The following is a 25,175-nucleotide window of genomic DNA, read 5'->3' as shown; positions in this document are numbered from 1 at the left end:
CGGACGCTCCGACGATCCCGGCGCCGGCTACGAATTCGACACTCTCACAGACGATTTGTCCGCGTTGCTCGAGCAGCTCGAACTCACCGACATAACCCTGGTCGGCCACTCGATGGCGGCGGCGAAGTGATCCGGTACCTGACCCGTACTGGCGCTCAGCGTGTTTCACGCATCGTGCTGGTCGGCGCGACTGCTCCGCACCTGGATGTCGCCCCGCAGGTCGCCGACACACTGCTGGATCGACTTGGCACCGATTACGGACGCTGGGTGGTCGACAATGCACCACTTTCGTTCGGTGACGATCTACCTGGCTGCGAAATTCCACAGCTGGAGCGCGAGGCCACCATACGCGACTGGATGCGGGTATCACTGCACGCAGCCGTCGAATGCAGCCGGGTCAACTTGGCCGCCGACTTCCGGGCCGAGACCCGACAGATCACTGGTGGTCTACGGGAATGCCTCGCACATGCTACATCTGTCCCACCGCCGACAGCTCAACCACGACCTGCTGACGTTCGCACGCTCATAGATTCGAGCCGCCGACCGGACCTACACGCACGGTGTTGGCGCAATGCCACAACAGCAGCGAAGCCGCAGGTCATTGACCTGCGGCTTCGAAATCTGTGGGCCTAACGCTCCACACCGCGAACACGTTGACGGCAGTTGGGCCGGAACTGCAGATCGAACTAGTCGGCAGGCGAACCGCAGCTGGGATGCTGTGACGGAAGTGCCTCGGGTCGACGGGTGGAGCCGGTCGGGCAGAATCGTGTTCGGCCGGTTACGTCGATGGCCGCGAGGTGTATTCGGCCCAGCGGTCGACGGCCTGTTCGAGACTGAGTGCCGCGACCTCGGCAGGAGCCATGCCGACCGTGTGGATCAATCGCTGTGCAAGCCAATCGGGGACGGGTTCGCGAATCGGTGTCGGTGAAATGCCGAGCGATTCGGCACTGCGGCCGAGTCGCTCGACCACTTCGCCGAGCTTGCTGAATTCCGGTAGCCGACTGGCGGCCGCGACGATGCGGGCGGTTGCTTCCGCGTAGACCTCGGAGTCGGCGCGTTCTCCGATTGCCCAGATCTCGCAGATCTCGATGGTCTGCTGGTCGACAACCCGGTACACGATCCGCCAAGTGTTGCGGCCGACGACAAGCTTGCGGAACCCGGTCAGTTCGCCGCCGAGCGGATAGCCAGCTTGCGGTGAATGCAGCAGCAGGAGCACCTTTTTGAGGACTTTGGGCACGGCGTCGGGGCCGAGTTTTCGAAGGTCGTCGATTGCCGCATCGGTGAAGAGGACTTCGACCATCGGCTTACTCGTGGTCGTCGAGTTCGGCGAGGGATTCCCTCGTGTGACCGAAGGCGCCGAGTACATCGTCCAGTGATGTTCGGTTCCCGCTGTCGGTCGCGGCCCGGGCGAGCACCAGTGCGAGGTCGCGTAGGTCGGACTCCGCGCGATCCAGCTCGGCGAGCCGATTCATGCTGACCACGGCCGCAACCGGCCGGTGATGACGGGTGACCACCAGGTCGGTGCCTCGTTCGGCATCCGCTACCAGGCCAGCAACGCCTCGCTGCGCGGCGTCGGAAACGCTGAGCTCATGAGTGTTGCGCAGGATGGACATGCCGTAACTGTACAGAATTCTAGCTAGATTCTCTACGTCGTGTCGACACGCCGAGTCGTCGAGAAGTACCTCAACTGAGGCATCGAACAACAACTCTCAGCTTCGCGTCGAATGAGGACGAACCAGGTGGACTGCAACCTGGTTCGCCCCTGGGGCGGTCATTCGTCGAATTCCTCGTCAACATCGTCGTCGCGGGCGCCTCGGGCGCTCTGACCCGGGTGGCCGGTTCGGATCGCGATGTTCGTACTTCTTCGTCAACGACTGCTCGCGTTCTTCCGCCCCATGTCAGGTCGAACCGAAGCCTGCGACGCAGGCCTAGAGTGTGTGGTCGAGTATCGAGCGGGCGAGGGCGTCGCGGTCCTCGAGCATCGCCATATGCCCGACTCCGCGAAGGTATTCGAGCTTGGCACCCGGCACCGCCTCGTACTGGTGTGCCGAGGCCGGGTCCCACCGAGGGTCGGAATCCCCGAAGATCACGAGGAGGGGCTTACCGGCGGCGATGAGGCGCTCGGGCACACTCCCCGCGGCGATGTAGTCCATGTTGGCGGCGAGAATCGCGCGGAACGCTCGATAGGTCGTCCTTCGCAGATCGGCTACAGCTGCGTCGGGCACCGTGATCGGGGCCGCCGCAGTCGCTGCCAGTCCGCGGCGGATCATCGAGTCGGTACGAATCGCCCACACGAGCGGGCCGAAAGGCGGCGAGGCGAGCGCCTTGATGATCGCCGGCTCGGGCAAGAGCGCTGTGTGGCTCGGCCCTGTGCTGACCAGGACCAGCTCGCCGACCAGGTCCGGACGACGCTCCACGAGGGCGGTAGCGACGTATCCCCCGCTGGAATGACCGACCACCTTCAGATTCCGGAACCCGAGCTCGTCCAACACTGCCGCCGTCCGATCCGCCTGCTGTGGAACGGTGTACGTGGACACCGGCTCGGATCGGCCGCATCCCGGAAGGTCGATCGTGATCACCCGATACGCCGTGGCGAGAGACGGCACCACCGGCGACCACATCGAACCGGTTGCGCCCGAACCGTGGATGAGCAACAAGGGTGGTGCCGCCGGGTCTCCGTCGATGACAACGTGCAACCCGTGGACTGTCGTGTCATCGCGTGTCCGGGTGGGGTTCGATTCGCTCATACCGACAGCTTCGTCGCAGGCTCGTAGCACCGTCTTGTACGAATGTCACGTTGTCCCGATCCGGCTAGCCTGGGATGTATGACCGCTACTGGCCTACTGGACTGGAGCCGGGTCGAGGTCGCTGTCCCGGCCGGTCTCCCGACTCCGGGAGTGCGGATGGCGGGTTTCCATTACTACGACATCGCCCCCGTGGACCTCACGATGATCCCGCATCCCTCGGTCACGCTCCTGCTGGATCTCACCGAACGCGGAGTCGCCTACAACGGCCCCGGAGGCCCGGTCGCAGGGAACGCAATCATCGGCCTCCGCGCCGGCGCATTACGCATCACCAGCGCGGGGGTGGGCGAAGTCTTGCAGATCCGCCTGTCCCCCGTCGTCGCCGCAGCGATTCTGCGAGACACCGAGATGATCGGCGGTACCGTGACACCGTTGTCGCAACTGTGGGGCGGCAGCGCTACCACCTTGACCGAGCGGCTCCGTTCGACACCGTCGTGGGACGACCGCTTCGCCCTCGCAGGTGCGTTCCTCCGAAGCCAGGCGACCGGCAAATTCGCTGTAGCACCCGAATTCGTATACGCCTGGGACCAGACTGTCCGGACCGGAGGGCGGCTCCGTATCGAGACCCTGGCCACCGAGACCGGCTGGACCCGCCAGCGACTCTGGTCTCACTTCCGGACCCGGATCGGAGTCTCGCCCAAGCTCGCGTCCGAACTCGTCCGCTTCGACCATGCCGCCCATCTTCTGGCGGCGGGTCGCTCGCCAGCGAATGCCGCGTTCGAGGCCGGCTATGCCGACCAATCCCATCTTCATCGTCGTACCAAGGCGATCACCGATATGACCCCGACCCTCGTCGCGAGCGCACCGTGGCTCGCGATCGATGAAACTGCGTGGCCGACAAGCTGATCCCGCAGCCGACCGTACAACGACGGCCTGCCCGAGGGCACATGAGACCGGGATGACCCGCGAGGCCGGCGTGCGGCCCGCGTCGTTCAGACCGCGCTTCGTGACGGCAACGTCCCGAGTGCGCGTATGGCATCCGCGGTCGCCCACTGGGCTTCCGCCTGCGCGAGGGCAGCATGTGCCTGTGCCTGAGCGATCACGTTCCGCCGCTCCGCACCGCTGACCGCGTCGCTGGCGGTAAGGCCACTGAGCAGTGCCTCGGCACGCTGCTTGTGAGTGGTGTAGTCATCCATCGCTCAATTCTCACACCCCCTGGAACGAGCGGATTCCTGGAGGGTCGAACACATTGGCAGGCGACCTGGACGTCGCATCCCACCGCCTGCTCGGATCGAGTCCTGAGAGCACCGTGGCGCTCGGAATATCAAGGGGCGGGCGCTGTTCCGAGATCGAAGCGGATACCGGCGCGCAGCATATCCGTAGCCGATAGTCCGATCATGTCGCGAAAGGTTTCGCTGAAATGCGACGGGGTGGCGAACCCGGCGTCGATGGCGGCACGAGTGAGGTCGTGGCCGGCCACGGCGTTGCGGACGGTACGGATGATGCGGCTCCACCGTTGATAGCCACGGAAGGTAGTGCCGTACTGCTGGGTGAACAGTCGCAGGAAATGTGTGGTGGACAGGCCCATATTCGCGGCGATCTGATCGGCGCGGAAGGTCCGGTCCGGATGGTCGCGGATGGTGGTGGCGACCTCTTCGATGCGCGGATCGGTTACTGGCGCGGGCCCGGCGACGGCGCGGGCGTAGATGCGATCCGGGTCCACGCTCTCGGCTAAGCACAACTCGACCAGTTCTCGTTCCCGTCGATGGTCGAGTCCGAAAAGTCCTGCGGAAGAGGTCATCTCGTCGGCAATGGCGGTGGCGGGCGCGCCCGCGGGTTCGACGAACAGCGCCAGAATCCAGCCCTTGGTGGCGACTAGGCGCTGTGTCGTGCGAGCGGGGGCGAAGGAACTGCCGGTGCGGATCCGGCCGTGCGCGCCGGTATGCACAAGGAGCGGGCCGTGCAGTCCGACGCTGAGCATGGCGACCGACGGGGAATGCGGTTCGACGCCGAGATCCGGCCCGACATAGCCGACATGGCCGGCCCGCACCCAGGCCACCGGCGTCCGCGCCGGACCGCAGATTTCCGAAAGCGGATCAGTGTCCACGCCTGTCAGGGTATCGCTACGCCACCGAGAGCATCGGAGGCGAGAAGCATTACCGGAAGCACGGAGACACTTGATGCGCAGCGATACCGCCGAGACGAAAGAGAAATCCCCACCCCCGAACGATCCCAAGCCGGCCCAGCATCCGACCGGATCATTACGCCCCTTCGCCAGCGGTTTCGCCGCCGTACTGATCTTTCAGGTCATCGGCGCTGTCGCCGGGCTGGCACCGCTGCTTGCCGTCGTCGAATTGGGCCGGACCCTGCTCTCCCCCACTCCGATCGACCATGGTCACGTCTGGATCGTCGTGCTCGCGGGCGCGGCCGGCCTGCTGGTCCGGCTGCTATTCACGGCCGCATCGGCAGGCATCGGACATCTACTCGACGGGCGGGTGCAGCTGTCGCTGCGCCGGCAACTGGCCGCCGGGCTGGGACGGGTGCCGATCGGCTGGTTCTCCCGCCGCCGGACCGGCGAGCTGGCGCGGGTAGTGGGCGACGATGTGAGCGCCGTACACCCGTTCATCGCGCACACCCCCGGCGAGCTCGTCTCCGCCTTCGTGGTGCCGCTGGTTTCGCTGATCTATCTGTTCACCATCGACTGGCGGCTGACGCTCATCACGCTCATCCCGGTGGTCCTGGCGGTGGCGCTGGTACCGGCGATGATGACTCCGACCCGCCTGCGCGAACAGGAAGAGTTCGATGTGGCCATGGGGCGCGTCGCGAACTCCGTCGTCGAATACGTGCAGGGCATCGCGGTGGTCAAGGCATTCGGCGGTTCCGGGCAAGCCCACCGCGCATTCCGGACGGCCGTGGATGATTTCGTCGGGACCTTCTTCCGCTGGGTGCGCGGTCTCGCCCCGATCGCCGCGGGCATGCAGCTCGTGCTGTCGCCGCCGTTCGTCCTGCTGGTCGTGCTGACCGGCGGTGCGGTGCTCATGGCGAACGGTTCGCTCGCACCGGCCGATCTGTTGCCGTTCCTGCTGCTGGGACTGGGCCTGACCGCCCCAGTGGCCGCCCTCGGCCACGGCTTCGATGAGATGCAGGCCGCGCGGCGCGCGGTCGGCCGGATTCGGGAAGTACTCGCCGTCATGCCGCTGCCGGAACCCGCGAATCCGGTCGCCCCCCGGGGGCACCGGGTGGAACTGCGCGACGTTCGATTCGGCTACGACGCCGAGCATGAGGTGCTGCGCGGAATCGACCTGGTACTCGAACAGGGGACGGTCACCGCGCTCGTCGGACCGTCCGGAAGCGGCAAATCCACCCTGGTGCAGCTACTGCCACGCTTCTTCGATCCGACGCACGGGTCGGTCATGCTGGGTGGGACCGATCTGCGGGACATCGACAGCGATGCGCTGTACCGGAACGTCGCCTTCGTCTTCCAGGATGTTCGCCTGCTACGCGCGTCGGTCGCCGACAATATCGCGCTGGCGGTACCACGGGCCGACCGCGCCGATGTGGTGCGCGCTGCCCAGCTGGCGAACATCCACGATCGCATTCTCGAACTGCCCCACGGCTACGAGACCGTGCTCGGCACGCAGGCCCGGCTCTCCGGCGGTGAGGCCCAGCGCATCGCACTCGCCCGCGCACTACTCTCTGACGCGCCCATCCTGGTGCTCGACGAGGCGACGGCCTTCGCCGACCCGCAGACCGAACAGGCGGTGCGCCAAGCACTGTCGACGCTGGCAGGAGAGCGCACCATTCTGGTCATCGCCCATCGCCTGGAGACAGTCGCCGACGCCGACACCGTCGTGGTGCTGGAGGACGGGGCGATCGTCGAGCGCGGCCGGCCGGCCGAACTGTTGACCCGCGGCGGCAGGTTCGCCGCTTTCTGGCAGGCCCATCAATCAGCGATCGCGGACGGGTCCGAAACCCCACAAGGAGATGAGTACCGATGATTCGAATGCTGCTGCGCGTACTCGGACCCGAATACGCCCCGCCGGTGCGCCGCACGGTTGCCCTCATGACAGCGACCGCCATTGTCGAAGGATTGTCCTACGGCCTGCTGGTTCCCATTCTGCGCGCCCTATTCGCGGATACTCCCGCGCAGGCCCGTCCCTGGCTGGTCGCCTTCGGTGTCGCGGTCGCGGTCTACGCGGTCCTGCGTTATCTCAGTGATCTGTCCGGCTTCCGCGTCGGAACCACCCTGCTGCGGGGAATCTACTCCCGAATCGGTGAGCATCTGGGCCGTCTACCCCTCGGCTGGTACAGCGGCGGCCGTGTCGGCGAGATGTCGGTGCTGGCCAGTCGCGGCGTCCTGGAGGCCATGAGCGTTATCGCACATCTGCTGGCGCCGTTCCTCTCCGCCGCGGTGACCCCCCTGACGATCGTCTTCGTCCTGCTGTCATACAACTGGCAGCTGGGCGTGGCCGCGCTCCTCGCCGCGCCGATCGTGGCGGCGATCAGTGGCTGGACGGCCCACACAACCGCCGCCGCCGATGCGGAGAGCTCCGAACGTGACGCCGCAGCCGCCGAACGGGTCATCGAGTATCTCCAGGCACAGCCGGTGCTGCGGACGGGCGGCCGAACCACTGAGCGCTTCGCGCTGCTCGACGACTCGCTCCACGAACTGCAGCGCGCATCGCGCCGGTCGACGGTGTCCGCACTACCCGGCGTCATCGGCCTCACCCTCACGGTGCAGGCGATGTTCACCGCCCTGCTCGTCCTGGGCACCTATCTCGCCCTCGGCGGCGAAATCGGAGTGGCAGAACTCTTGGCGAGCCTGGTATTGGCCGCCCGCTGCGCCGATCCGCTGCTGTCGCTATCGGATATCGGCGGCAAGCTCCGTGGCGCGCGCGCCGTGCTGGCCAGACTCGATACGCTGCTGCGCACCGAACCGCTGCCGGAGGCTGCCGATCCCGTCCGGCCACACCGCCATGACCTGGAGTTCGAGGCCGTCTCCTTCCGACACGGCGACCGGCAGGTGTTCGACAACGTGTCCCTGGCGGTGCCGCCGGGGCAGCGGCTGGCCGTCGTCGGCCCGTCAGGTGCGGGGAAGAGCACCATGCTGCAGCTACTCGCCCGGTTCTACGACGTGGACTCCGGCGCGGTACGAATCGGCGGTGTGGACGTGCGCGCGATGAGCTCCGAGGAGTTGATGGCCCAGTTCGCCATCGTCTTCCAGGACGTCCATCTCTTCGACGGCACCATCGAGGAGAACGTGCGTCTCGGCCGCCCCGGCGCGACCGACGCGCAGATGCGGGCCGCCGCCACCGCGGCGGGTCTAGACGAGGTGATCGAGCGTCTCCCCGACGGCTGGAACGCGCTGGTCGGCGAAGGCGGCGCGCTACTGTCGGGCGGTGAGCGCCAACGGGTTTCCATCGCACGGGCGCTGTTGAAGGATGCGCCCATAGTGCTCCTGGACGAGGTGACTTCCGCCCTGGACCCGGTGAACGAAGCGGCGGTCCACGCCGGCATCGAGCGCCTCATGGCCGGCCGAACCGTGGTGATGGTGGCGCATCGAATGCGCACCATCCGCCGCGCCGATCACGTCGTCTTCCTCGACAGCGGCCGAATCGTGGAACAGGGAAGCCACGACGACCTGGTAGGCCACGGCGGCCGCTACGCCGCGTTCTGGGCGATATCCCAACCACTGTCAGCCGTTGAGTAACTGCCAAGTGTCCAGCGCAATCAACCGCGGCGCGACCACCGCCCCTCAACGACAATCGACAGCTCCATCGCAACCACGCGGCATCCAGGGCGGTTGATCAAGACAATTGCTATCGAATCCGCCGGTCCAGTCTCGGTGGAGACAGCTGCACACGCGATCGCGTCGATTTCGGCAAACAGGATCTAGGACCAAAACGGGGGTAAACGCGGGGCCAGACACAAAAAAACAGGTCAGGCCCGGTCTTAGATCGGGCCTGACCTGCGTTTTCTGTGGACCTTGGGAGACCGTACTACAACACGAACATGCAGGTAGAAGCGCTGGAGAAGTTGCTGGCGGCGCTGCCTGACCCCGACGGACCAGCCCCTGCACCGACCAAGCGGCCTAGTCCAGCCCGGCCACACCAACTCCAACGACGCCTCACCACCAACCAGCGCGCCGAGATCACTGCCTCATACGACGCCGGAGCCTCCGCCAAACAGCTCGCCATCCAGTGGCAACTCGCCAAAGCCAGCATCCTCTCCATCCTGCGCGACGCGGGTACCCACATCCGGGAGCAACGGCGACTCAGCGAAGACGAAATCGACCACGCCGTCACCAGCTACCAGCGCGGCGAGTCGCTGAACCGCATCGGCGACCGGTTGAACGTCGCCCACACCACCGTTCGGTCGGCACTCGAACGCCGCGGAATCCCAAGGCGTGATAGCCGCGGCCGATCCCGGTGACGGTGCCGGTAGCAGAACAAAATTCGGATATCCGCTGGCTCGCTTATGTCCCACCCCGGCAGCGAGGTCACCTGCTTGTTGTCAGTCAGCGCTGGGGGTCTAGGATCGTCCCCCGAAAACGGTGATGTCGTCCAATGCGTCTTCAACGCGACCACCGATGATCGGGTCGTTGACGAGTTCGCGTAGCGCAGGAACGACGCGGTCGGTGTCGATGGCCCTGTGAATACTCGCGATGTGTCCCAGGGCCGTCACCGCACCGGAGCGAACATTGGGGTCCGGATTCTCGAGCAGGGCGAGCGCGCGGTCGGTGACCCATCCGCCATCAGGGTCGTGGAGAGCCAACCGCAGTATGGCCTGCGAAACCGCCAGGTTGTCGTCCGAATCGAGCATCGTGATCGCCTCGTTCCGGCCGATCGGTTCGAGGCTTTGGTACGTACTCACAGCGGCTTGCCCTTCCTGTTCACCACGCCCGCCTTGATCAAGGCGTTCTGCATCTCCTGTGTCAGCTCGTCCCATGCACGTTTGTGGCCCGTCGAGAACGGAGAGGGACCGATGCCCAAGGCGCTGACGCGTGAACGGCCCCGTCCACGGGCGGAGCTGCGGCCAGCCGAACGCACCAAAATGCCGAAGAGCGCGAGCCTTAAGATCGGATTGGGGTGGGTCTGCGATGGATCGAGTCAATCGGGCATTGCCCCCAGTTGTACTGGCTTGCAATGGATTTCAATTCGCGACATGTAGAGTATCAAGCTCGCGCTTCGGTGTGGTGGAGCACGCCTGAACTTTGAAAATGTGTCAACGCCCGGGCGATAACTCCGACTGTGGGAGAAGGACTTTCACCGTGCCAGTGCCCGCCCGGCGGCCCGGTATGTGCGCCACACGACCACGCCGCACCAAGTGCTGGGCGCGATCGGATCGGCGCTGGAGCATATCGAAGACACCCATTACAGCGAGCACACTGTATGCCTGCGGGCTCAGCATTTGGTGGTGCCGATTAGCGGATCTCGACCACCACTTTGCCGAGGGCGCGGCCCGCGCCGACATGGGCCAGCGCGGCCGCGGTCTCATCGAGCGTGAAACTGCGGTCGGTGTGGATAGCGATTCGGCCCGCGACACACAACTCCGCTAGGGGTGTGAAGTGCGCGGGCCCTTCCTTCACCGCGAGGACCCCGAGCCCGCGGCCGGTCACCATCCCGGCGACCACGCCGACCGTCGTCATCCGCAGCAACGCGCGTGTGGTGCCGCCGACGCAGCGATAGCGGCCGCCGCGCGCGACCGACCTGCGATACGCGAAGATCGATCGGTGGGCGACGAGATCGAGTACCCGGTCGTACGGCCCGGTTCGGGTGAAGTCCTCGGCGCGATAGTCGATGACCTCGTCGGCGCCGAGCGTGCGCATGAACGCGAGTTTGGCGGCGTTGTCCACCCCGGTCACGTGCGCGCCTGCGCTTTTGGCCAACTGGATCGCAAACGCTCCCGAGCCCCCGCCCGCGCCGTTGATCAACACCGACATACCGGCGGTGATACCGGCCGTGCCCTGCAGTGCGATCGCCCCGGCTTGCGGCAGGGTCGACGCCTCGGCGAAGCTCAGCGACGCCGGTTTGCGGGCCAGCGCTGATTCGGGAGCCACGGCATATTCCGCGAACCCGCCCTTGAGCGTGAGATTGTCGCCGTAGACCTCCTCACCCGGCGCGAACAAAGTGACCTCGGAGCCAACGGCCTCGACCCGTCCAGCGATGTCGGATCCCAGAACGGGGCGTCCGGGTGCCCGGAGCCCGCCGATGCGCGAATACAGCGGTGTCCCCCGCAGGGTCTCCCAATCGGAGAGGTTGACCGACGTCGCGTGCACCTGGACGAGCACTTGTTTCGGCCCCGGGGAAGGTACCGGGACTTCCGCGAGCGACAGCACCTCAGGGCCGCCGTAGCGGTCGTACACGATGGCCCTCATGCGATGCCGACACTGAGGATCGAGCGACAGCCTGACACACGCCAGACTCTAGTTGACTGCCCGCCCCGCGACCGACGAACTGTGCGTTGGCATCCCACGACTCGCCGAACCCACTCCCGCACACCAGCAACGTCCTGTATTGCCGTTGCGATACGAAACCGCACGATGCGAGTGAACTCGCAGATAGGAGGGCCGAATTCGGTTTCGGTTGTCAGGGGCAGGCCGGACGGGTGAATCGCGTGAACCTTCGTCGATGTCCATAAAGAGGGCCCTGCCGATGGGATGATCCCGCCCTCACCGACTACTGGAAAACCCAGCGGCGCAAAGGAATACGCCTCCACCTTCATCGCAACGACTTACGACCTCGCAGAGAGATCGACTGCAGTACAGGAAGTCCGGTGACGCAGCGGGATGTGCTTTCTCCTGGTAGCACACACGACCGCATGTCGCGTGGACGCCAGAGTCGCACTTCTAATCCCCATGACTCAGGTAGGCACCTATCGCTCCATGAACGCCCTGTAATGCCGATTACCGCGTCCTCTACGGCTGCTGGCCGTATCGCCGCCAGACCGTAGCTTCGGAAAGTTATGCCCGGCTCTCATCGCGACAGCGGTAACCACCGTTACGCCGATCGGCCCTGACGGCCCATGCCAGTGCAGCGCAGAGGCCGCCGAACATTATGACTCCAGCCAGCAAGATTCCCACGCCGACAATGGCGGTAGCGAGCGCAGGAGTGCCGAAGCCGAAGTACACGGCGAACGGACTCGACAGCATTGCGCCGATGAAGCCCCCGATCAGGGCTACGACGAGGACAGGCCGGTCTTTCATGAATCCGACTCTAGCCTTCGAGCAGTCGATCGCTCCGTTCAAGACACCAGCATCACAGACATCCGCACCTGCCGCAGGGCGCGCGTTCGCCCAGCACGAAGCAGAGGTGCCGCGATGGTCCGGTATTGCCATACTCGGATAATGCCGAATCCGATTGGGCGGACGATGTATCCGGCCCCGTCTGATGAGTCGGGACGAACCAGGGGTGACATGCGATCGACGAAGGTCCAAGCCGATGACGGCACCGTGCTGCACGTCGGTGTCACAGGACGTGGCCCCGATGTCGTCGTCTTGTCGGGTGGACCGGGCTGCATCCACTACCTCGAAAACGACATGTTGGCACCTCGTGGAATGCGGGCCTGGTACCCGGAGCCCAGAGGTGTCGGACGCTCCCAGGGCGGGCCGCACGACCTGGCTCAGGCAGTCGCCGATATCGAGGCGGTGCGGCGCGCCCAAGGCATCCGTGACTGGGGCGTACTCGGCCATTCCTGGGGTTCGGACCTGGCGGTACGTTACGCGCTGGATCATCCCGATCGAGTCCGATCCGTCGTCGGCGTCGCCGGGCACGGATTACACAAGGACCGGACCTGGTCGCAGGCATACGAGTCCGCCCGGCATCGGGAAGCCGACCTCGAAATCGCTTGGGAACCAATCGTTCACACCGCACTGAGCGCGTCGTTCGTGGAGTGGATCCACGAATCCGACCTGTTGCGGCGATTGGCCGACACCAACGTAGCCATGAGTTTCGTCGCGCCGCAGCACGATATCCGCCCGTCGTGGCCACTGCGGCAACTGGCCGCCTTGATCCCGAACGGCAGGTTCGAGGAAGTACCCGGAGTCGACCACAACCTCTGGTCCCACACGATCCGCAGGTGTGGGTCGACCTCGTCACCAGACTGTGCGCACAACCGAATACCCCGCACGCTTGAGCGCACCGGACGGGCAGCGCATCGAAAGGTCGGCCCGCACCGGCACCCTCCCGCCGCCGCCGCGATCGACTGGCAGCATTGCAGTTTGTGATGATCCGAGGTGAGCAGTCCCGACAAATATCCGCTCACGCGCGGAGCGTGCGATCCGAAGACGCGGTGGCCGCCCGCTGATCCGTTGGCCACCAACGCCTCTGAAATATCCGATAGTGCCGATGAGCGAGTGTTCGAGTGGCCGGTTCGTGCAGGAAATGCGGTCACCACGCATTTCGGCCTTGAAGCACACGGGCCGTTGCTGCGTGATGCAAGCACCGCGACCGAGAATTGGTAGCCCCACGCTCGGTACGATTCCTGCTGTGAACTGGAATGTCGCTGATCGGGAACTGGTTTCGTGGCTCGGCACGCCCGAAACTGATCTCGGGTGGTGTGGGTACAAGATCGACTCACGACCCGATGCGGCGTGGCTGATGCATGCGATGTACGAGCACGAGTCGGGCCCAGCGGAACTCACCTACGACGAGGAGCACCGGCAGCGACTGGCTGCCGGACTCGAGAAGCCGACGATAGTCCCCGGATTCGACCTCGAAGCCACGTCGGTCCTGATTGGAAACGAGCTGGGCCGCTCCGAGCATCCCGGACCGGGCTGGAAAAGGCTGCGCTGGGCCGAACTTGCGGCTCGCCTGGGCCAGTCAACGGTCGCCGAGGGCGAATACCCCAGTTTCCGCAGTTTGTACGGCGCACACCCGAGCGGGAGCTGGCCGGTGAATATCCGCCCGCCCGCCGAGGGCTCCCTCGATCGGGAGTCGTGGCGAACGCTGATCGACGTTCTGATCGCGTGGTGCCCGGGCGGTGCGGACACCCCGTGCGTGGCCTACTTCGGCCCGGCAGTCGGCGGCGAGTTCGACACCGGAGTCATTGTCTCAGGTCCTCTCGGGGGCGCCGCAGACCTGTACGACCATCCCAGCGGAGTCGGCTCACCCTCGAATATGTGGACAGCCGACCGATCCTGGATCACATGGTCCGATTGGGACCTTTGCGGCACGAAGGTGGCCGGCCCGACTGAGCTGATCGATGCGCTCCAGGCGGCATCGGATGTCGAAGCGCTGCTCCTGCCCTGGTGCTGACAGCCAGGAATTCTGGCAGCGCCTGAGCTGCCGTAGCGTGATAGCCCGCTCGCTGTCGAACATCCTGTAATGCCGCGTTGCGCGCTGAGAGAACCGGCCAAGCCGCGGCCAGCCGAACGCACTGATCTGCCGATTGTGCGGCGTTCTGGGGCTGATGTGGTGTGACGGATTGGGCTTATACGCAGGCCCCGTCGGCGGCATCGCGGATTCCGGCCTTCATCGCGGCGCGGTCGTCCTCGGAGGTGTTGCTCCACCTCGGCGACTTCGAGGCATCCTCGATGACTCCCTCAGCGGCCTCTTCGGCAGTCCATCCGGGTTCCGCGTCGGCGAGCCTTTTGGCCTCGGTGAAGAAGTCGAGCCAACCCAGACAGGTCTCCCGTCGCAAGCCTGCGCCGCCGGGAATGAAAGTAGCCGGGCCCGGCACCGTAGCGTCCGGGACCGACGACTCGCTCGCTGGTGCTGACCCCGGCGCGCTCGGTGCGGCCGGAGTGGTGCTCGACGAACCGCATGCTGTCAGGACGACGGGCGCTAGCACGGCGATAGCGATAACGGCGGCACGAGCGGCCACAGTGTCCCCCGATCGAGTTGGTCTGGATCCCGGGGATGCTAGCCGATCACGAATACTGCCGCCCCGGCGATCAATTCCGTGGTGGGCAATCCTGCGGCAGTCAAGACCTGTCCGGCGGTGCGTCGAAGTCGGCGGTTGACCGGCTGTATGGGCGGCTCGTATTCCGGTCGGGTGCATCAGGTGTCTACCGGTTCGATTCAACCGACTGGCCCGCGGCGCCAACGCGCGGTAATGCCGCACATCGGTTGTTCCGGCAGCCCGAAAAGTGCTGTACAGCAGCGTATCTCACGCTGTCGCAGTCAAAGGCGTTCGGTAGCGATCGCCGCCGATCTCGACGTCACCGAAATGGTGGCCGGTGCGAATATCGTATCGTGCCCGTGGGTCGGGCGTACCAGGTTGGCGGGCCATACTCGTGATGAGCTGGAACGCGACGTCGAACAGGTCCGACTTACAGACCGGCAGCGTGTTCAGGCGGGAGAGTGGACGCATGGAAACTCCGATCAACACCACTACCCGGTGGGGTGAACTCAGGATTCACGGCGTCCGTCGTGATCGCCCCGATGCCGAGAAGATCACGAAGGTACTCATCGAACTCGCGCGAGAGCAGTTGGCTGACAATCCAGATCGTCGTGACGACCGCACCGCAAGCGGTGGCGAGAGTCCCCGGTTGCTGCCCTCGCGGGCCAACCAAGCCACACCACGGTGGCCGCGATCACTTGATCCCGGCCAAGTCCACCGGCTGATACAGGACTATGTTGCCGGTGCGACGACCTATGAGCTGGGCGACCAATTCGGTGTCGACCGCCGTACCATCAGCGCAATCCTGCACCGCTACGGCATACCGATGCGTCGACGCGGCTTGTCCCCCGATCAGACCGACGAGGCGATCCGGCTCTACCGTCTCGGCTGGTCACTGGCGCGCGTCGGCAAGCATTTCGCTGTCGATCCCACCACTGTCTTGAACCGCCTGCGCGAGCGTGGTGTCCGCACCCGCGACACACACGGTCGGGCTTGATCATGACATCAGCCCACAACGACCAGGCTCCCACTTGTGACCGGCATGGCTCGCGAACGCGGTGGTGACAGAGTGCCTTCCGACTTAATCAACACCGAGCCGGAACGAGAACACACCTTGGGGGGGCCAACTAGAACAAGAAAACGAGCGCTGACCAGGATATATGCGCCACCCGACCGAAGCTGGTCTCATGACTGCAAGACAGCAAAGCCCCTGATCAACAGCACAATTCGTATCAATTTGTGGAGCTAAGGGGACTCGAACCCCTGACCCCCACAGTACCGGTCAGGGCCGCTACTGCGGGCAATCATGGACTGTCAAGTGCGTACAAGAAATGCAACTTGACCAGCGGAAATGACAACAATGAACAACGCTCAACAACCGAATATACGTTCGATCGTCGTCAACGCGCCGGGAATTTGTTGGGACTTAGTTGGATGCTCGCCGAGCCTCGATTCTGGCATGTCGGGATCATGACACGCCGGAGTCGGGAAGTACGCGGCAATCGGATGGCTATCTATCTGTCGGGTCGGTTCTGTTCTGTGTCGGCACGTGCCGCTACCCTGCTGGTGAGTTTGATTACCGTAATGACCAGTTGAGGAGATTGACTCAATGGCAATGACCAATGCAAATCGGCCTATCGAACGAGCGGGTGTCAACACTTTCCGCGCGTTGCTAGAGCGCCATGGTCATGTCGTTCATGAAGTTGATGGCAACAATGATCATGGCGAGGATCTTCATGTAGAGATTGTCGAAAACCGTAGGCGGACTGGGCACATGGTTGCAGTCCAAGTTAAGAGTGGCCGAAAGTATAAACGCGCCGCTGGCTATGCGATACCGCTGGATGGTCACCAAAATGATTGGAAACTGAGTCATGTACCTGTAGTTGGTGTCGTATACGATACCGATGAGGGCGGTCTCTACTGGGTGAACCTGACTCGAGAGCTCCAATACAATGCAGATGCGACTTGGATAGATGTACGCAAATCCGATCTGCTCGAAGATGATACTGTGGCGGACTTCATTTCGAACATAATTTCCTATATCGATAATGGCGGATCACACTTCGAGCGAACCCGATTGGTAAGGGTTCATGAGATGGAGGATGGAAAATTTGTTCTCACGAATTGTTCCAATAACTTCCTGACGGATATAACCATCGAGTCAATCTTCGATGAGTACGCCGACCCCAACCTTCCCAAAAGTTGGGCTGTAATAACATGCTCTTACATTTCAGACCTCGAACCATTCGACGGCAGGACCGTCGGACATAGGGCTTCAGATAGGACATGGACGTCTTATGGGCCAGAAATTGCAGTTACAGGAAAGGCGCCGAACGGAGAAGAATTTAACGAATTCTTTTCGTTCTTCCCATGAAGGAGACTCTCCTACGCTTTTTCCGATATCATGAAACCTTTTGTTGCGGTCTCATGCTACGAATTGCAGGAGCGGGGAATTCCGTGGCAAGCCAGCCCGATAGGGGTGGCGCGGCAGAATTTCGCATCTCGGTGTGCCGTTCGGTCCTCCATCCGGTTCTGCGCCGGGGTGCCCGCCCGGGAGCGGAGCGGTAGGGCGGTGCACCGGGTGGCGCGCGTAGCGCGCCGCCATTGATCTTCGTAGAGGGAAATTCGGCAAGTTTTCTTACTTGGGTTCTTACTTGGGTTTCCGGCTTCTTTTTCTTCTTTTTCTTTCACTTCCGGGGGCTCCCAAACCTTCTTTCACTCCCTACATGAGGTCATCAAGCTTGCGGCACAACAGATTTCGCGGGACTGTTCGGTAATCCCGCTCGATCCGCGACGCATCCCGGCAGGCACCCCGCACGCAGGGTTCCAGGACTGGGGTAGCCGAATCCGGCACAGCGGGGTCTCGGTATTCCAGCGCTACTCGCTACGGTGTCGGCCTTCGCGTTCGCGTTCGGAGCGTTCACGTTCGCGTTGCTGATGTATCGACCGGTTCCGTTCGGACTCGGCGTGTGTCCGCGCTGCGTCGGTGTCGATCATCTTGGGTGGGTCGTTGCTGTTGAGTCCGAGAATGCCCATCATCTGTGGCGATAGCCCATTTTCTATTGCTAGTGCTCGCGCGTTGTCACGCTCTTGTGCAGCTCGTGCCCGAGGGTTCGCCTGTGCCTGCTCCGGAGTTCGTTGCGGTGCGGGTGGTGGTGTGTGGGGTTCTTGGGCGTGTCCTGGTTTGATCTCAAGGCCGGGCATCTCCAGCGCTTGCGCGTCGCGGTCAGCGCGGGTGGGCGGTTGCGCGTTCTCTCGGTTGTCTTCTCGGGTGAGTATCTGCGCCCAGGTCGGAAGTTCCCGCATTACCCGTGCGGCAGGCTCAGGTTCGACCCTGGCGCGTTCGTCTCGCGCCTTGTTCGCCCGTGCCTGCTCGTCTCGCTCTTTCGTTATTCCTCGCTGCTGAGACTCCTTCTCTCGAGCGCGCTCGTCCTTCGCCTTGGCTTCTCGTGCTCGCACGATTTCTCGGATTTTCCCTAGCCGTTTACGTGCACGGTCGGCACGAGTCAGCTCGTATGCCCTGATCAATTCGAGTTGTTGGGATACCAGGGACTGACCGAGCCGTATCGCCCGCGCCGCATCAGCGCGGGAAACGGTCTCATGACGGAACCGCCCGGGAAAATCAAGCGCCAATTTCTGCATATCGCCGAGAACTTTATCCGGGACTTTTTCGCCTTCGACCGTTTCCCAGGTGCTGTGAGTCACCTGCCTGGAGTCGAGCCCTTGCCGCTCTAGGCCGAGTTGCTTTCGCGCGTCGGCTTCGTTTACTCTTCCCGATTTTCTTTCGACACTTCTGACGCCTTTTCCGTCGGAGCGGGCCGAATCCAGTATGCGACTCTTCCCGTTGATTGATATCGCGAATTGCCGGACCCAGCCTCTTTCCGGAGTTTCACCTCGTATATGCGCTCTGCCGAGTTCGAAATAAAGTCCTTTTTCGTAATTCGACATGTCGCGCCGAGCGGCATCGTATTCGTCGGGCACAGCGCCCCCCTCGCTGGTTCAAATCAGACTGGTTTTCCAGCCGTTCGAATGCAGTAATCGACCATCTTCGGACCGTCGTCGTCGAAAAGCCAGTTCACTAGTGATTTCGGCGTCTCTGTCAGCCCGGTATCGGCATAGTGGACAGCCGGCCCGAAATCGGTATACAGCGGCGGCAGTGTGCCGTATTCCGGCTTGTTCGTCCACGTCATTCCAGGATTCCGCCGTATGCAGCATTCGCCGAGGAATCGGACGAACTGGTCCGCGCGGTCCCGGTTCTCGGGTGCAATGAATCCGTTCGGGTCACCGAATAGTTCTTTCGCGGCTTCGAGAATGCGAGTCAACACCGGAGGCTTCCACCATGTATCCGTCGAATAGTCCGCGACGTCGGGAATGGTTTCGGTGAGGAACCTACTTATCTTCGATTCCATGTGCTCGGTCGCGACCCAATCCAAAAATGCTTGGGTTTTGTCATCGAATTCGATATCGAAACCGATTTGTTCATCATTTCCCACGCCGATCATCCCTCCGTATGGTCGTCACTGTCGGTGCCCGGGTCAGTCTCTCATCTCACGGTGAAAGGTAGAGCCGTTCATTCGGTAGGCGCTGAAGGCCGGTGGTGTCGCCAGGGAGCACATTTGCCGCGTCGACGTAGTGGCGTGCCCGATGCTCTTCGATGAAATTTAGTGCGGCGGTCAGACATGCGGCGAAGTCCATCCGCACCCCGTGCACGAACACGCTCAGGTGCACGTCGGGTACGTCCGGTAGCGGGGAAACCTGTTCGCTCATGACGTCTCCCGTAATCGGTCGGTGCTGGTGCAGGCCACGAACTTGGTTGGCGTGATCAGGTCGCACGCGAGAGCGATAGCCCGTACGCGGCTGCTGAAGTGGGCCATGTCAGGCGCGATGACCGCTGCCGCTCCCTTGCCGCGTGCCGTCCCGACAATGAGGGCTGTCGGCATGAACGTGTCATCACCGATGGTGACCAGTCCAGTCAGGGCGTAGCCGCGTCGCTGCGCCAACTCGGTGATGACTCGTTCGTCCCGCAACCGGTGCGGGCCACTGACAACAAGCGATAGAACACCAATTGCCTTGGGAGCGAACGTATTTGTGTTCATGGCTGCTGCTCCTGCATCGGCGGAACTGGTGTGGAGTCATCGGGTATGAAGTCGTCAACGTCATTCACAACCCGAACCCCGATCCACGGACACGGACACGGCAACGGCAACGGCAACGGCAACGGCAACGGTGACGGTGACGGCATGTCCGTGATGCCGTAGTGGTCGCCGATCTTCCCGTCGACCAGCGGGGCCATAGTCATACAGAACCGGGACGGACACTGGACCGACTCCAACTCCCCGGTCTTGCCGTTGAAGCTCCCAATCCCGCACATCGAGAGTTTGCCCCACAGCCCACAGTCACATTCAGACATGAGCGGCCCACCTCCGGACGGGCCGATACGGCGCAGAACACGCGCGGATCGCATCAACCACCACAAGCCCGGACGGCCGGAACGCGCATCGGGGTGGCTCGATCCAGCGCCGGAACTGCGCGCCCTTGTCGACCGGTGACGGCAACGCAACAGTGCCACCGGATCGCACCACCGACACGTTCAGACGAAACAACTCGGCGAACAGGCACACGTCGTCGGGGATGTCCGGTCTGACGAGCAGGGTGCACCGGTTCGAACGTGGATGCGACAGAATCGGCCCGATATCCGAACCATGATGTTGCATATAGGTTTTCACGGCTTGGCCGAGGTGAGCGGGGACGATGAGTGCCCATACGTGGTCGGCCTTCATAATGATCCGCCCGAGTTGGGGAGGATCGACGGTGGCGGGCAAATCGCACACCCGCCGGTAGAAGTGACATCGGGACAACGGGGTATCGCCAAAAGTTATGTGGCCCATTGGATTCAGACCCCTTGGTCAGGATGTGCGGTGGGCGTCTGCTCGGGTTGCCATTCGTGTAGCGCGCACAGGTACCGCTCGACAACATCAGCAGGGACATCGAGCGCTAGTGGAGCGGGTGGGCCGACAAACGGCGTTCGGTGCGGCTGATTCGGGTTCAGCATCGTGCCCCCTCGGTACGGCGAATGTTTAGGTGCGCCCGGCTCCGACAACCCCTGAATGTCCTCGGAGTGGGAGCGGATTGCATCAGGGCTAGCTGGCCGTTCTCCCCACCGGGCGCTATTCCAGATCAACACGGCCGTGTCCAGTTGTGCAGGTCTACGCTGTTTTCAAACAGCACTTCTCGGATCTGAATACGCGCGGGCGGGTGTGTAATGGACACGGCGGTAACAGGATTGCTGGGGATGGAACCTCAACGGACGGGCCGAGTGCTGCGGCGGTTGCGCGACGACCGCGGGTTGAGTCTGCGCGAGCTCGCTGGGCTGACTTACTGTGCGTGGTCGCATCTCGCGAACATCGAGGCCGGTCGGCGTTGGCCGAAAGATCGGGGATGGGCTGAGCGAGTAGACCGTGCGTTGGACGCGCACGGTGAGTTGCTGGCCGCATGGGATGACGACCAGCGGGACAACGCGCGCCGGGATGACACGTTGCGAATGTTGGAGCAATCTCGACGTGAGTCTGAGGCGCTGCTTTCCGCTCCCGATGCCGTCCCACTCGACGACATGCAAGACGGAATCATCGATGTTGCGCGCCGAGCACGGTTCGAGTCATACGACAAGACGCTGTCGCGAGCGATGGCGATTCGATCGGAGCTAATGCGTCGCATTCGTGCTGGAGCACATCGGCCCGAGGAAATACGTGAACTGTATGTAGCTCTCGGTCGCGTTTGCGGGGTGCTGTCCTATCTCACGCTTGATCTTGGGCAAGCGGATACAGCACGAATTCACGCGCAAGCGTCGTTCGAACTGGGAGACCGGGCCGACCATGACCAGTTACGGGCTTGGGCGCGTGGCACGCAGGCGCTGGCGTTCAGGTTCGTCAAAGATTTCGAAGCGGCTCGCGATTCTGCGACCGATGGGTTGCGGTACGTGACCGGTTCGACGGGGACCGCTGAAGCGCGCCTGCTGTGTGGTCTGGCCGCGTCGGTTGCGAACTTGGGTGACTCGGCGCGTGCGCTCGAACTGCTGGACGAAGCCGATCGGGCGCGCGATGCGGCGGGACCGGATGAGATTCCGGGGCTGTTCACGTTCTCGCCGGCGAAACAGATCTATTACCGGGGGTTTTCGTTGATGTGGGCTGATGACCGCAGGATTCTGCGCAAGTCGGTCAAGGCTTCCGAGCGTGCCATTGATGCATGGCAAGTTCAGCGTTCACCGGGTGACGAGATGTTGAGCCAGATTTACCTCGCGTCGGCGAACGCACGGCTAGGTGATCTGGATGCATCGCTGGCTGCGGTGACGCCAGTGCTGGAGAGCCCCATATCAGCGCATTTCTCGTGGGTGCGAAAGCGCCTGAACCAACTCGAAGGATTGCTGAGCCAGAACTTCCCCGACTCTGCCGTCGCGGCAGAGATGCGCGAAACCTTGACCACCTACGTGCACACCAAGTAGCCAATTGTCCGCCCACTCCGGCGGCGATGGCCCGCGCTCGGCGACGAGAAAGTTCGATGGAGCGTCAAGCCGACGAGCCGTGTCGGGCGCAACGATTCGGTACGCACGCTCATTGCCGTAACTGATTGGCGTGCAATCAGTTACGTGACCGAGGAGGACAGCTCTCAAGCGGGGTATGCTCGATGGTGCCGTCTTGTTTGTGAGCGATGCGTGTTAGCGGCGGCCCCCGCGCGGTACAGCGCGTCTTATCTCACCGAATCCTTTTCGCGCGTGTAGCTCCCGTGGCGTCGACCCGGCGGTGTCACCCTTCTTCTGAATCTCTTTTTCCGGTAACGGATTTTTCGATGCGGATGCCTTGCTGTTTCGCGTGATGTGCGCGGCCGGTTGCGGCGTCTTCTACTGACGGACAAGGAGATTCAGTGCTGAGCACACTGGAATGCTACGACGTGGCAGCGGAGCTGTTCACCACCGCGTTCGGGCAGCGGCGGCTACTGGAGGTCACCACGTCATCGGTTGAGGCGTTCCTCAAGCAGGTCGGCGGGGCAAAAGGACCGTCTTCGATGCGGACCGGCCGCAATGTCTTGTCGGGCATGTTCCGCTACGCGGTGCGTAAAGATGCCCTCACGGTCAACCCTGTCCGTGAGTCGGAGATGGCGAAGAACGTGGAGGCCAAGGGCCGTACCGGCGGCGCACGTGACATCACTATCGATGAACTGCGGTTCATCCTCGCGGCGGTGCGGACTTCGCAAGTGCCGTGCCCGCGCAAGCTCTCGCGCGCCGAGCGCAGCCGGAAAAATCCGGTGAAGGCGTACACCCCGCCCACGGTCGCGGAACACTGCGACAGTGCCGATCTGGCCGACGTGGTAACCCTGCTGGCGGCAACGGGCTTGCGGCGCAGTCAGATTCTCGGCGTGCTCTGGACCGATATTGATCTCGAAGCCCGGACTCTGCGCAGTACCGGCAAGGTCGTGCGCGTCAAAGGTGAGGGCCTGGTACGCATAGACCGCGACGACGACCCCAAGAACCGCCGGGGAACAATCGCCCTGCCCGACTTCGCCGTCGAGATGCTCAAGCGCCGCAAAGCGGTACTGGCGGCCCGCAAGCTGGCCGCCCCGCCGGACCCAGACACACCGACACTCGACCTGGTTTTTCCCTCGGCCGTGTGGACGCTGCGCGACCCCCAGAACGTCGGCCACGAATGGCAGCGGGTACGCGAAGCGCTGGGCATGGCCGATGACATCACCGCGCACAGCTTCCGCCACGCCGTCGCGACGATTCTCGATGACGCGGGCCTGTCGGCACGGATCACCGCTGACGTACTCGGCCATGCGGACCCCGCCATGACCCAGCGGCGCTACATGGCACGCGGGCGAACTCACCACGCGGCGGCGGAAGCACTCGAACGCGCCGTCAATGGTCAGGGGAATTAGTTGGGAGTTTGTTGGAGGATTGGCCGCTTTCGGTTCGTCTCACCGAACCAAAAAGCGGCCCTGACCTGCAAAACGAGTGGAGCTAAGGGGACTCGAACCCCTGACCCCCACACTGCCAGTGTGGTGCGCTACCAGCTGCGCCATAGCCCCGAGTGGGTCGCCGTCGGGTTTCCCTGACTGCCTGAACGAAGTTACACCACTGGCGTGTCGGCAACCAAATCGCCTCGATTCGGGGGTGGCGGAGTGAGTTGTTCGACCTTAGAATCGAACACATGTTCGATGGCGATGATCTCTCATCCGTGGACTTCGGGGCCATGACCGACGAGGGGCTGATCGAGGCCCTGCGGGCGGCGCATGGACAGGCGGCGGTGGCACAGGCCGCTGAGGTGTTCGCGGTGCGGGAGTTGTATCGACGGCATCGGGCCGAGAGTGCCGAGCCGGGGCCGGGTGGGGTGCGGGCCGGCGAGTTCGCCGCCAGTGAGGCCGCGGTGGCATTGCAGATCGACGAGGGGACGGCGGGGGCGTTGATCGATATCGGTCTGGCACTGGAGGATTCGTTGCCGCGAACGCGGGCGGCTTTCGCGGCGGGACGGATCGATCTGGCCAAGGTGCGGGTGATCGTGGACAGCACCCGAGCGGTGGCCAGGGAGGTGCTGGACGCGCTGGAGCCGCGACTGCTCGAGGCGGCGGGACGAAACAATCCGGTGCGGCTGCGGCAGGCAGCGCGGCGGTGGGCGGCGCGGCTGGATCCCGGCGGCACGCAGCGCAGGCGGGAACTGCGGCAGGACGAGCGCGACGTTCGGCTGCGAGCGGTGCAAGACAGTATGGCGGTATTCGATGGATTACTGCCCGCGCCCGGGGCGCAGACAGTGGCGATGCGACTGCGCGAGATGAGTACGCAGGTGTGCGCATCGGATCCACGGAGCATGCCGCAGCGACGGGCGGACGCTCTGGTGGCGCTCGCGGATGGTTCCGGACGGCTGAAATGCCAGTGCGGACGCGGTGAACGTTGCCCAAAGTTCGGTACGCCGATCGAGCAGCCGCGTAGACCCTTGATCCAGATCGGGATTCCGGCGGACACACTGCTCGGGATTCAGGAGGCACCGGCATTTCTCGCGGGGTACGGGCCGATCGACGCGGCGCTGGCCCGGATTCTCGCCGAACACGCACGCTTCCAGGTCATACCGGAACGCTCGAACGCCGACGACGAGGCGGCTGTTGTCGATGAGGCGATGCGGTGGCGGCCAACACCGCGACTGGAGCGCGAGGTGCGGGCGGTGGACGGCATGTGCCGCTTTCCCGGATGTGTCATGCCCGCCGCCGAATCCGAACTGGACCACAATCACCCCTTCGACCACCAGCGCCCCGAGCGCGGCGGACGCACCATTCGCACCAATCTGGCCACACTCTGTACGAGGCACCATCGCCTGAAAACGTTGGCGGACAACAAAAGACTCCCCTGGCGCATCTGGCGCGCCGATCCGGATCGCCTCCAATGGACCGCGCCGACCGGCGATATCCACAACACGATCCGCGAAGGCGCGCGATACCTATTTCCGCGCACCGACACCGACGCCCCCGTTGCCCCCTACACCGGCCACCACCGATCCGAACCGCCCGAAACTCCTCCCGCAATCCCCAGCCATCCCGCGGACCGACCAA

General features: G+C 63.6%; 24 protein-coding genes and 1 tRNA gene. 11 read left to right on the top strand and 14 right to left on the bottom strand.

Annotated features, from left to right (window positions below):
* Positions 1-778: 778 nt before the first annotated feature.
* The 3 genes from NP3_RS40245 to NP3_RS40235 all read right to left on the bottom strand — a co-directional run bounded on the left by NP3_RS40245 (position 779) and on the right by NP3_RS40235 (position 2,747).
* Positions 779-1,300 carry a type II toxin-antitoxin system RelE family toxin gene (locus NP3_RS40245; RefSeq protein WP_063046950.1) on the bottom strand — a complete coding sequence of 174 codons (522 nt, stop codon included), beginning with the start codon at positions 1,298-1,300 and terminating at the stop codon, positions 779-781.
* Between the two features lie 4 nt (positions 1,301-1,304).
* The gene (locus NP3_RS40240) at positions 1,305-1,613 is read right to left on the bottom strand and encodes a type II toxin-antitoxin system prevent-host-death family antitoxin (protein WP_063046949.1); all 309 of its coding nucleotides are present in this window, start codon (positions 1,611-1,613) and stop codon (positions 1,305-1,307) included.
* Positions 1,614-1,928: 315 nt separating this feature from the next.
* Positions 1,929-2,747 (bottom strand): alpha/beta fold hydrolase, encoded by an 819-nt coding sequence (locus NP3_RS40235; protein ID WP_063046948.1) that lies wholly within the window; start codon positions 2,745-2,747, stop codon positions 1,929-1,931.
* A gap of 78 nt (positions 2,748-2,825) precedes the next feature.
* Between NP3_RS40235 and NP3_RS40230 the strand changes: the two genes are divergently transcribed.
* A complete protein-coding gene (locus NP3_RS40230; protein WP_245721304.1) occupies positions 2,826-3,650 on the top strand; it encodes a helix-turn-helix domain-containing protein in 825 nt (274 codons plus the stop codon).
* A gap of 86 nt (positions 3,651-3,736) precedes the next feature.
* Here NP3_RS40230 and NP3_RS40225 read toward each other — a convergent pair whose 3' ends face one another.
* A complete protein-coding gene (locus NP3_RS40225; RefSeq protein WP_063046947.1) occupies positions 3,737-3,940 on the bottom strand; it encodes a hypothetical protein in 204 nt (67 codons plus the stop codon).
* 128 nt (positions 3,941-4,068) lie between these two features.
* On the bottom strand, positions 4,069-4,851 hold the full coding sequence (locus tag NP3_RS40220; RefSeq protein ID WP_063046946.1) for a helix-turn-helix domain-containing protein: 783 nt from the start codon (positions 4,849-4,851) through the stop codon (positions 4,069-4,071).
* 73 nt (positions 4,852-4,924) lie between these two features.
* On the opposite strand from NP3_RS40220, the gene NP3_RS40215 reads away from it, so the two are divergent.
* From NP3_RS40215 to NP3_RS40205, 3 genes are all read left to right on the top strand, one after another.
* Positions 4,925-6,742 (top strand): ABC transporter ATP-binding protein, encoded by a 1,818-nt coding sequence (locus NP3_RS40215; protein ID WP_063046945.1) that lies wholly within the window; start codon positions 4,925-4,927, stop codon positions 6,740-6,742.
* Positions 6,739-8,454: an ABC transporter ATP-binding protein gene (locus NP3_RS40210; RefSeq protein ID WP_063046944.1), complete on the top strand. Its 1,716-nt coding sequence runs from the start codon at positions 6,739-6,741 to the stop codon at positions 8,452-8,454. The genes NP3_RS40215 and NP3_RS40210 overlap by 4 nt, the downstream gene beginning before the upstream one ends.
* Before the next feature lie 302 nt (positions 8,455-8,756).
* Positions 8,757-9,176, top strand: a complete 420-nt coding sequence (locus NP3_RS40205; RefSeq protein ID WP_063046943.1) for a hypothetical protein — start codon at positions 8,757-8,759, stop codon at positions 9,174-9,176.
* Between the two features lie 99 nt (positions 9,177-9,275).
* Here the strand turns inward: NP3_RS40205 and NP3_RS49515 are convergent, their stop codons facing one another.
* The 3 genes from NP3_RS49515 to NP3_RS40190 all read right to left on the bottom strand — a co-directional run bounded on the left by NP3_RS49515 (position 9,276) and on the right by NP3_RS40190 (position 11,949).
* A complete protein-coding gene (locus tag NP3_RS49515) occupies positions 9,276-9,617 on the bottom strand; it encodes a HEAT repeat domain-containing protein (RefSeq protein ID WP_063046942.1) in 342 nt (113 codons plus the stop codon).
* Between the two features lie 550 nt (positions 9,618-10,167).
* On the bottom strand, positions 10,168-11,121 hold the full coding sequence (locus NP3_RS40195) for an NAD(P)-dependent alcohol dehydrogenase (protein ID WP_063046941.1): 954 nt from the start codon (positions 11,119-11,121) through the stop codon (positions 10,168-10,170).
* A 585-nt stretch (positions 11,122-11,706) separates the two neighbouring features.
* Complete coding sequence (locus NP3_RS40190) at positions 11,707-11,949, bottom strand: hypothetical protein (RefSeq protein WP_063046940.1); 243 nt, start codon at positions 11,947-11,949, stop codon at positions 11,707-11,709.
* A 210-nt stretch (positions 11,950-12,159) separates the two neighbouring features.
* Here NP3_RS40190 and NP3_RS40185 point away from each other — a divergent pair, with 210 nt between their 5' ends.
* Complete coding sequence (locus NP3_RS40185) at positions 12,160-12,969, top strand: alpha/beta fold hydrolase (protein ID WP_063825040.1); 810 nt, start codon at positions 12,160-12,162, stop codon at positions 12,967-12,969.
* 262 nt (positions 12,970-13,231) lie between these two features.
* Positions 13,232-13,999, top strand: coding sequence for a hypothetical protein (locus NP3_RS40175; RefSeq protein WP_063046938.1), 768 nt, complete (start codon positions 13,232-13,234; stop codon positions 13,997-13,999).
* A gap of 175 nt (positions 14,000-14,174) precedes the next feature.
* On the opposite strand, the gene NP3_RS40170 is transcribed toward NP3_RS40175, so the two are convergent.
* Positions 14,175-14,384, bottom strand: a complete 210-nt coding sequence (locus NP3_RS40170; RefSeq protein ID WP_157124870.1) for a hypothetical protein — start codon at positions 14,382-14,384, stop codon at positions 14,175-14,177.
* Positions 14,385-15,054: 670 nt separating this feature from the next.
* On the opposite strand from NP3_RS40170, the gene NP3_RS50060 reads away from it, so the two are divergent.
* Positions 15,055-15,582 (top strand): hypothetical protein, encoded by a 528-nt coding sequence (locus NP3_RS50060; RefSeq protein WP_218025030.1) that lies wholly within the window; start codon positions 15,055-15,057, stop codon positions 15,580-15,582.
* 612 nt (positions 15,583-16,194) lie between these two features.
* The gene (locus tag NP3_RS47375) at positions 16,195-16,959 is read left to right on the top strand and encodes a DUF4365 domain-containing protein (RefSeq protein ID WP_084509577.1); all 765 of its coding nucleotides are present in this window, start codon (positions 16,195-16,197) and stop codon (positions 16,957-16,959) included.
* 503 nt (positions 16,960-17,462) lie between these two features.
* Here NP3_RS47375 and NP3_RS48605 read toward each other — a convergent pair.
* From NP3_RS48605 to NP3_RS40130, 4 genes are read right to left on the bottom strand one after another with little or no spacing between them, the layout of a single operon-like run.
* Positions 17,463-18,566 (bottom strand): hypothetical protein, encoded by a 1,104-nt coding sequence (locus NP3_RS48605; protein ID WP_157124869.1) that lies wholly within the window; start codon positions 18,564-18,566, stop codon positions 17,463-17,465.
* Between the two features lie 23 nt (positions 18,567-18,589).
* Positions 18,590-19,078: a hypothetical protein gene (locus tag NP3_RS40140; RefSeq protein ID WP_157124868.1), complete on the bottom strand. Its 489-nt coding sequence runs from the start codon at positions 19,076-19,078 to the stop codon at positions 18,590-18,592.
* A 55-nt stretch (positions 19,079-19,133) separates the two neighbouring features.
* Positions 19,134-19,352 carry a hypothetical protein gene (locus NP3_RS40135; protein ID WP_063046931.1) on the bottom strand — a complete coding sequence of 73 codons (219 nt, stop codon included), beginning with the start codon at positions 19,350-19,352 and terminating at the stop codon, positions 19,134-19,136.
* Positions 19,349-19,681 (bottom strand): hypothetical protein, encoded by a 333-nt coding sequence (locus tag NP3_RS40130; RefSeq protein ID WP_157124867.1) that lies wholly within the window; start codon positions 19,679-19,681, stop codon positions 19,349-19,351. Before NP3_RS40130 ends, NP3_RS40135 begins: the two co-directional genes overlap by 4 nt.
* A 1,166-nt stretch (positions 19,682-20,847) precedes the next feature.
* Between NP3_RS40130 and NP3_RS40115 the strand changes: the two genes are divergently transcribed.
* Complete coding sequence (locus NP3_RS40115; RefSeq protein ID WP_084509576.1) at positions 20,848-22,083, top strand: helix-turn-helix domain-containing protein; 1,236 nt, start codon at positions 20,848-20,850, stop codon at positions 22,081-22,083.
* Positions 22,084-22,502: 419 nt separating this feature from the next.
* Positions 22,503-23,513, top strand: a complete 1,011-nt coding sequence (locus NP3_RS40110; RefSeq protein ID WP_084509575.1) for a site-specific integrase — start codon at positions 22,503-22,505, stop codon at positions 23,511-23,513.
* A 77-nt stretch (positions 23,514-23,590) separates the two neighbouring features.
* On the opposite strand, the gene NP3_RS40105 is transcribed toward NP3_RS40110, so the two are convergent.
* Positions 23,591-23,663: transfer RNA gene (locus tag NP3_RS40105), tRNA-Ala, on the bottom strand.
* A gap of 122 nt (positions 23,664-23,785) precedes the next feature.
* Between NP3_RS40105 and NP3_RS40100 the strand changes: the two genes are divergently transcribed.
* The coding region (locus tag NP3_RS40100; protein ID WP_063046926.1) for an HNH endonuclease signature motif containing protein at positions 23,786-25,175 on the top strand (1,390 nt) is incomplete at its 3' end.

Source organism: Nocardia pseudovaccinii NBRC 100343 (assembly GCF_001613225.1).
In the GTDB taxonomy this organism is placed as follows: domain Bacteria; phylum Actinomycetota; class Actinomycetes; order Mycobacteriales; family Mycobacteriaceae; genus Nocardia; species Nocardia pseudovaccinii.
Note: the sequence above shows the minus strand (reverse complement) of the source record. Positions and strands in the feature narration are given on the sequence as shown.

Excerpts from the sequence above, each read along its gene's own strand:
- NP3_RS40245 (WP_063046950.1), bottom strand. The coding sequence starts at position 1,300 with ATGGTCGAAGTCCTCTTCACCGATGCGGCAATCGACGACCTTCGAAAA.
- NP3_RS40240 (WP_063046949.1), bottom strand. The coding sequence starts at position 1,613 with ATGTCCATCCTGCGCAACACTCATGAGCTCAGCGTTTCCGACGCCGCG.
- NP3_RS40235 (WP_063046948.1), bottom strand. The coding sequence starts at position 2,747 with ATGAGCGAATCGAACCCCACCCGGACACGCGATGACACGACAGTCCAC.
- NP3_RS40230 (WP_245721304.1), top strand. The coding sequence starts at position 2,826 with ATGACCGCTACTGGCCTACTGGACTGGAGCCGGGTCGAGGTCGCTGTC.
- NP3_RS40225 (WP_063046947.1), bottom strand. The coding sequence starts at position 3,940 with ATGGATGACTACACCACTCACAAGCAGCGTGCCGAGGCACTGCTCAGT.
- NP3_RS40215 (WP_063046945.1), top strand. The coding sequence starts at position 4,925 with ATGCGCAGCGATACCGCCGAGACGAAAGAGAAATCCCCACCCCCGAAC.
- NP3_RS40210 (WP_063046944.1), top strand. The coding sequence starts at position 6,739 with ATGATTCGAATGCTGCTGCGCGTACTCGGACCCGAATACGCCCCGCCG.
- NP3_RS40205 (WP_063046943.1), top strand. The coding sequence starts at position 8,757 with ATGCAGGTAGAAGCGCTGGAGAAGTTGCTGGCGGCGCTGCCTGACCCC.
- NP3_RS40195 (WP_063046941.1), bottom strand. The coding sequence starts at position 11,121 with ATGAGGGCCATCGTGTACGACCGCTACGGCGGCCCTGAGGTGCTGTCG.
- NP3_RS40190 (WP_063046940.1), bottom strand. The coding sequence starts at position 11,949 with ATGAAAGACCGGCCTGTCCTCGTCGTAGCCCTGATCGGGGGCTTCATC.
- NP3_RS40185 (WP_063825040.1), top strand. The coding sequence starts at position 12,160 with ATGCGATCGACGAAGGTCCAAGCCGATGACGGCACCGTGCTGCACGTC.
- NP3_RS50060 (WP_218025030.1), top strand. The coding sequence starts at position 15,055 with ATGGAAACTCCGATCAACACCACTACCCGGTGGGGTGAACTCAGGATT.
- NP3_RS47375 (WP_084509577.1), top strand. The coding sequence starts at position 16,195 with ATGGCAATGACCAATGCAAATCGGCCTATCGAACGAGCGGGTGTCAAC.
- NP3_RS40135 (WP_063046931.1), bottom strand. The coding sequence starts at position 19,352 with ATGAGCGAACAGGTTTCCCCGCTACCGGACGTACCCGACGTGCACCTG.
- NP3_RS40130 (WP_157124867.1), bottom strand. The coding sequence starts at position 19,681 with ATGAACACAAATACGTTCGCTCCCAAGGCAATTGGTGTTCTATCGCTT.
- NP3_RS40115 (WP_084509576.1), top strand. The coding sequence starts at position 20,848 with ATGGACACGGCGGTAACAGGATTGCTGGGGATGGAACCTCAACGGACG.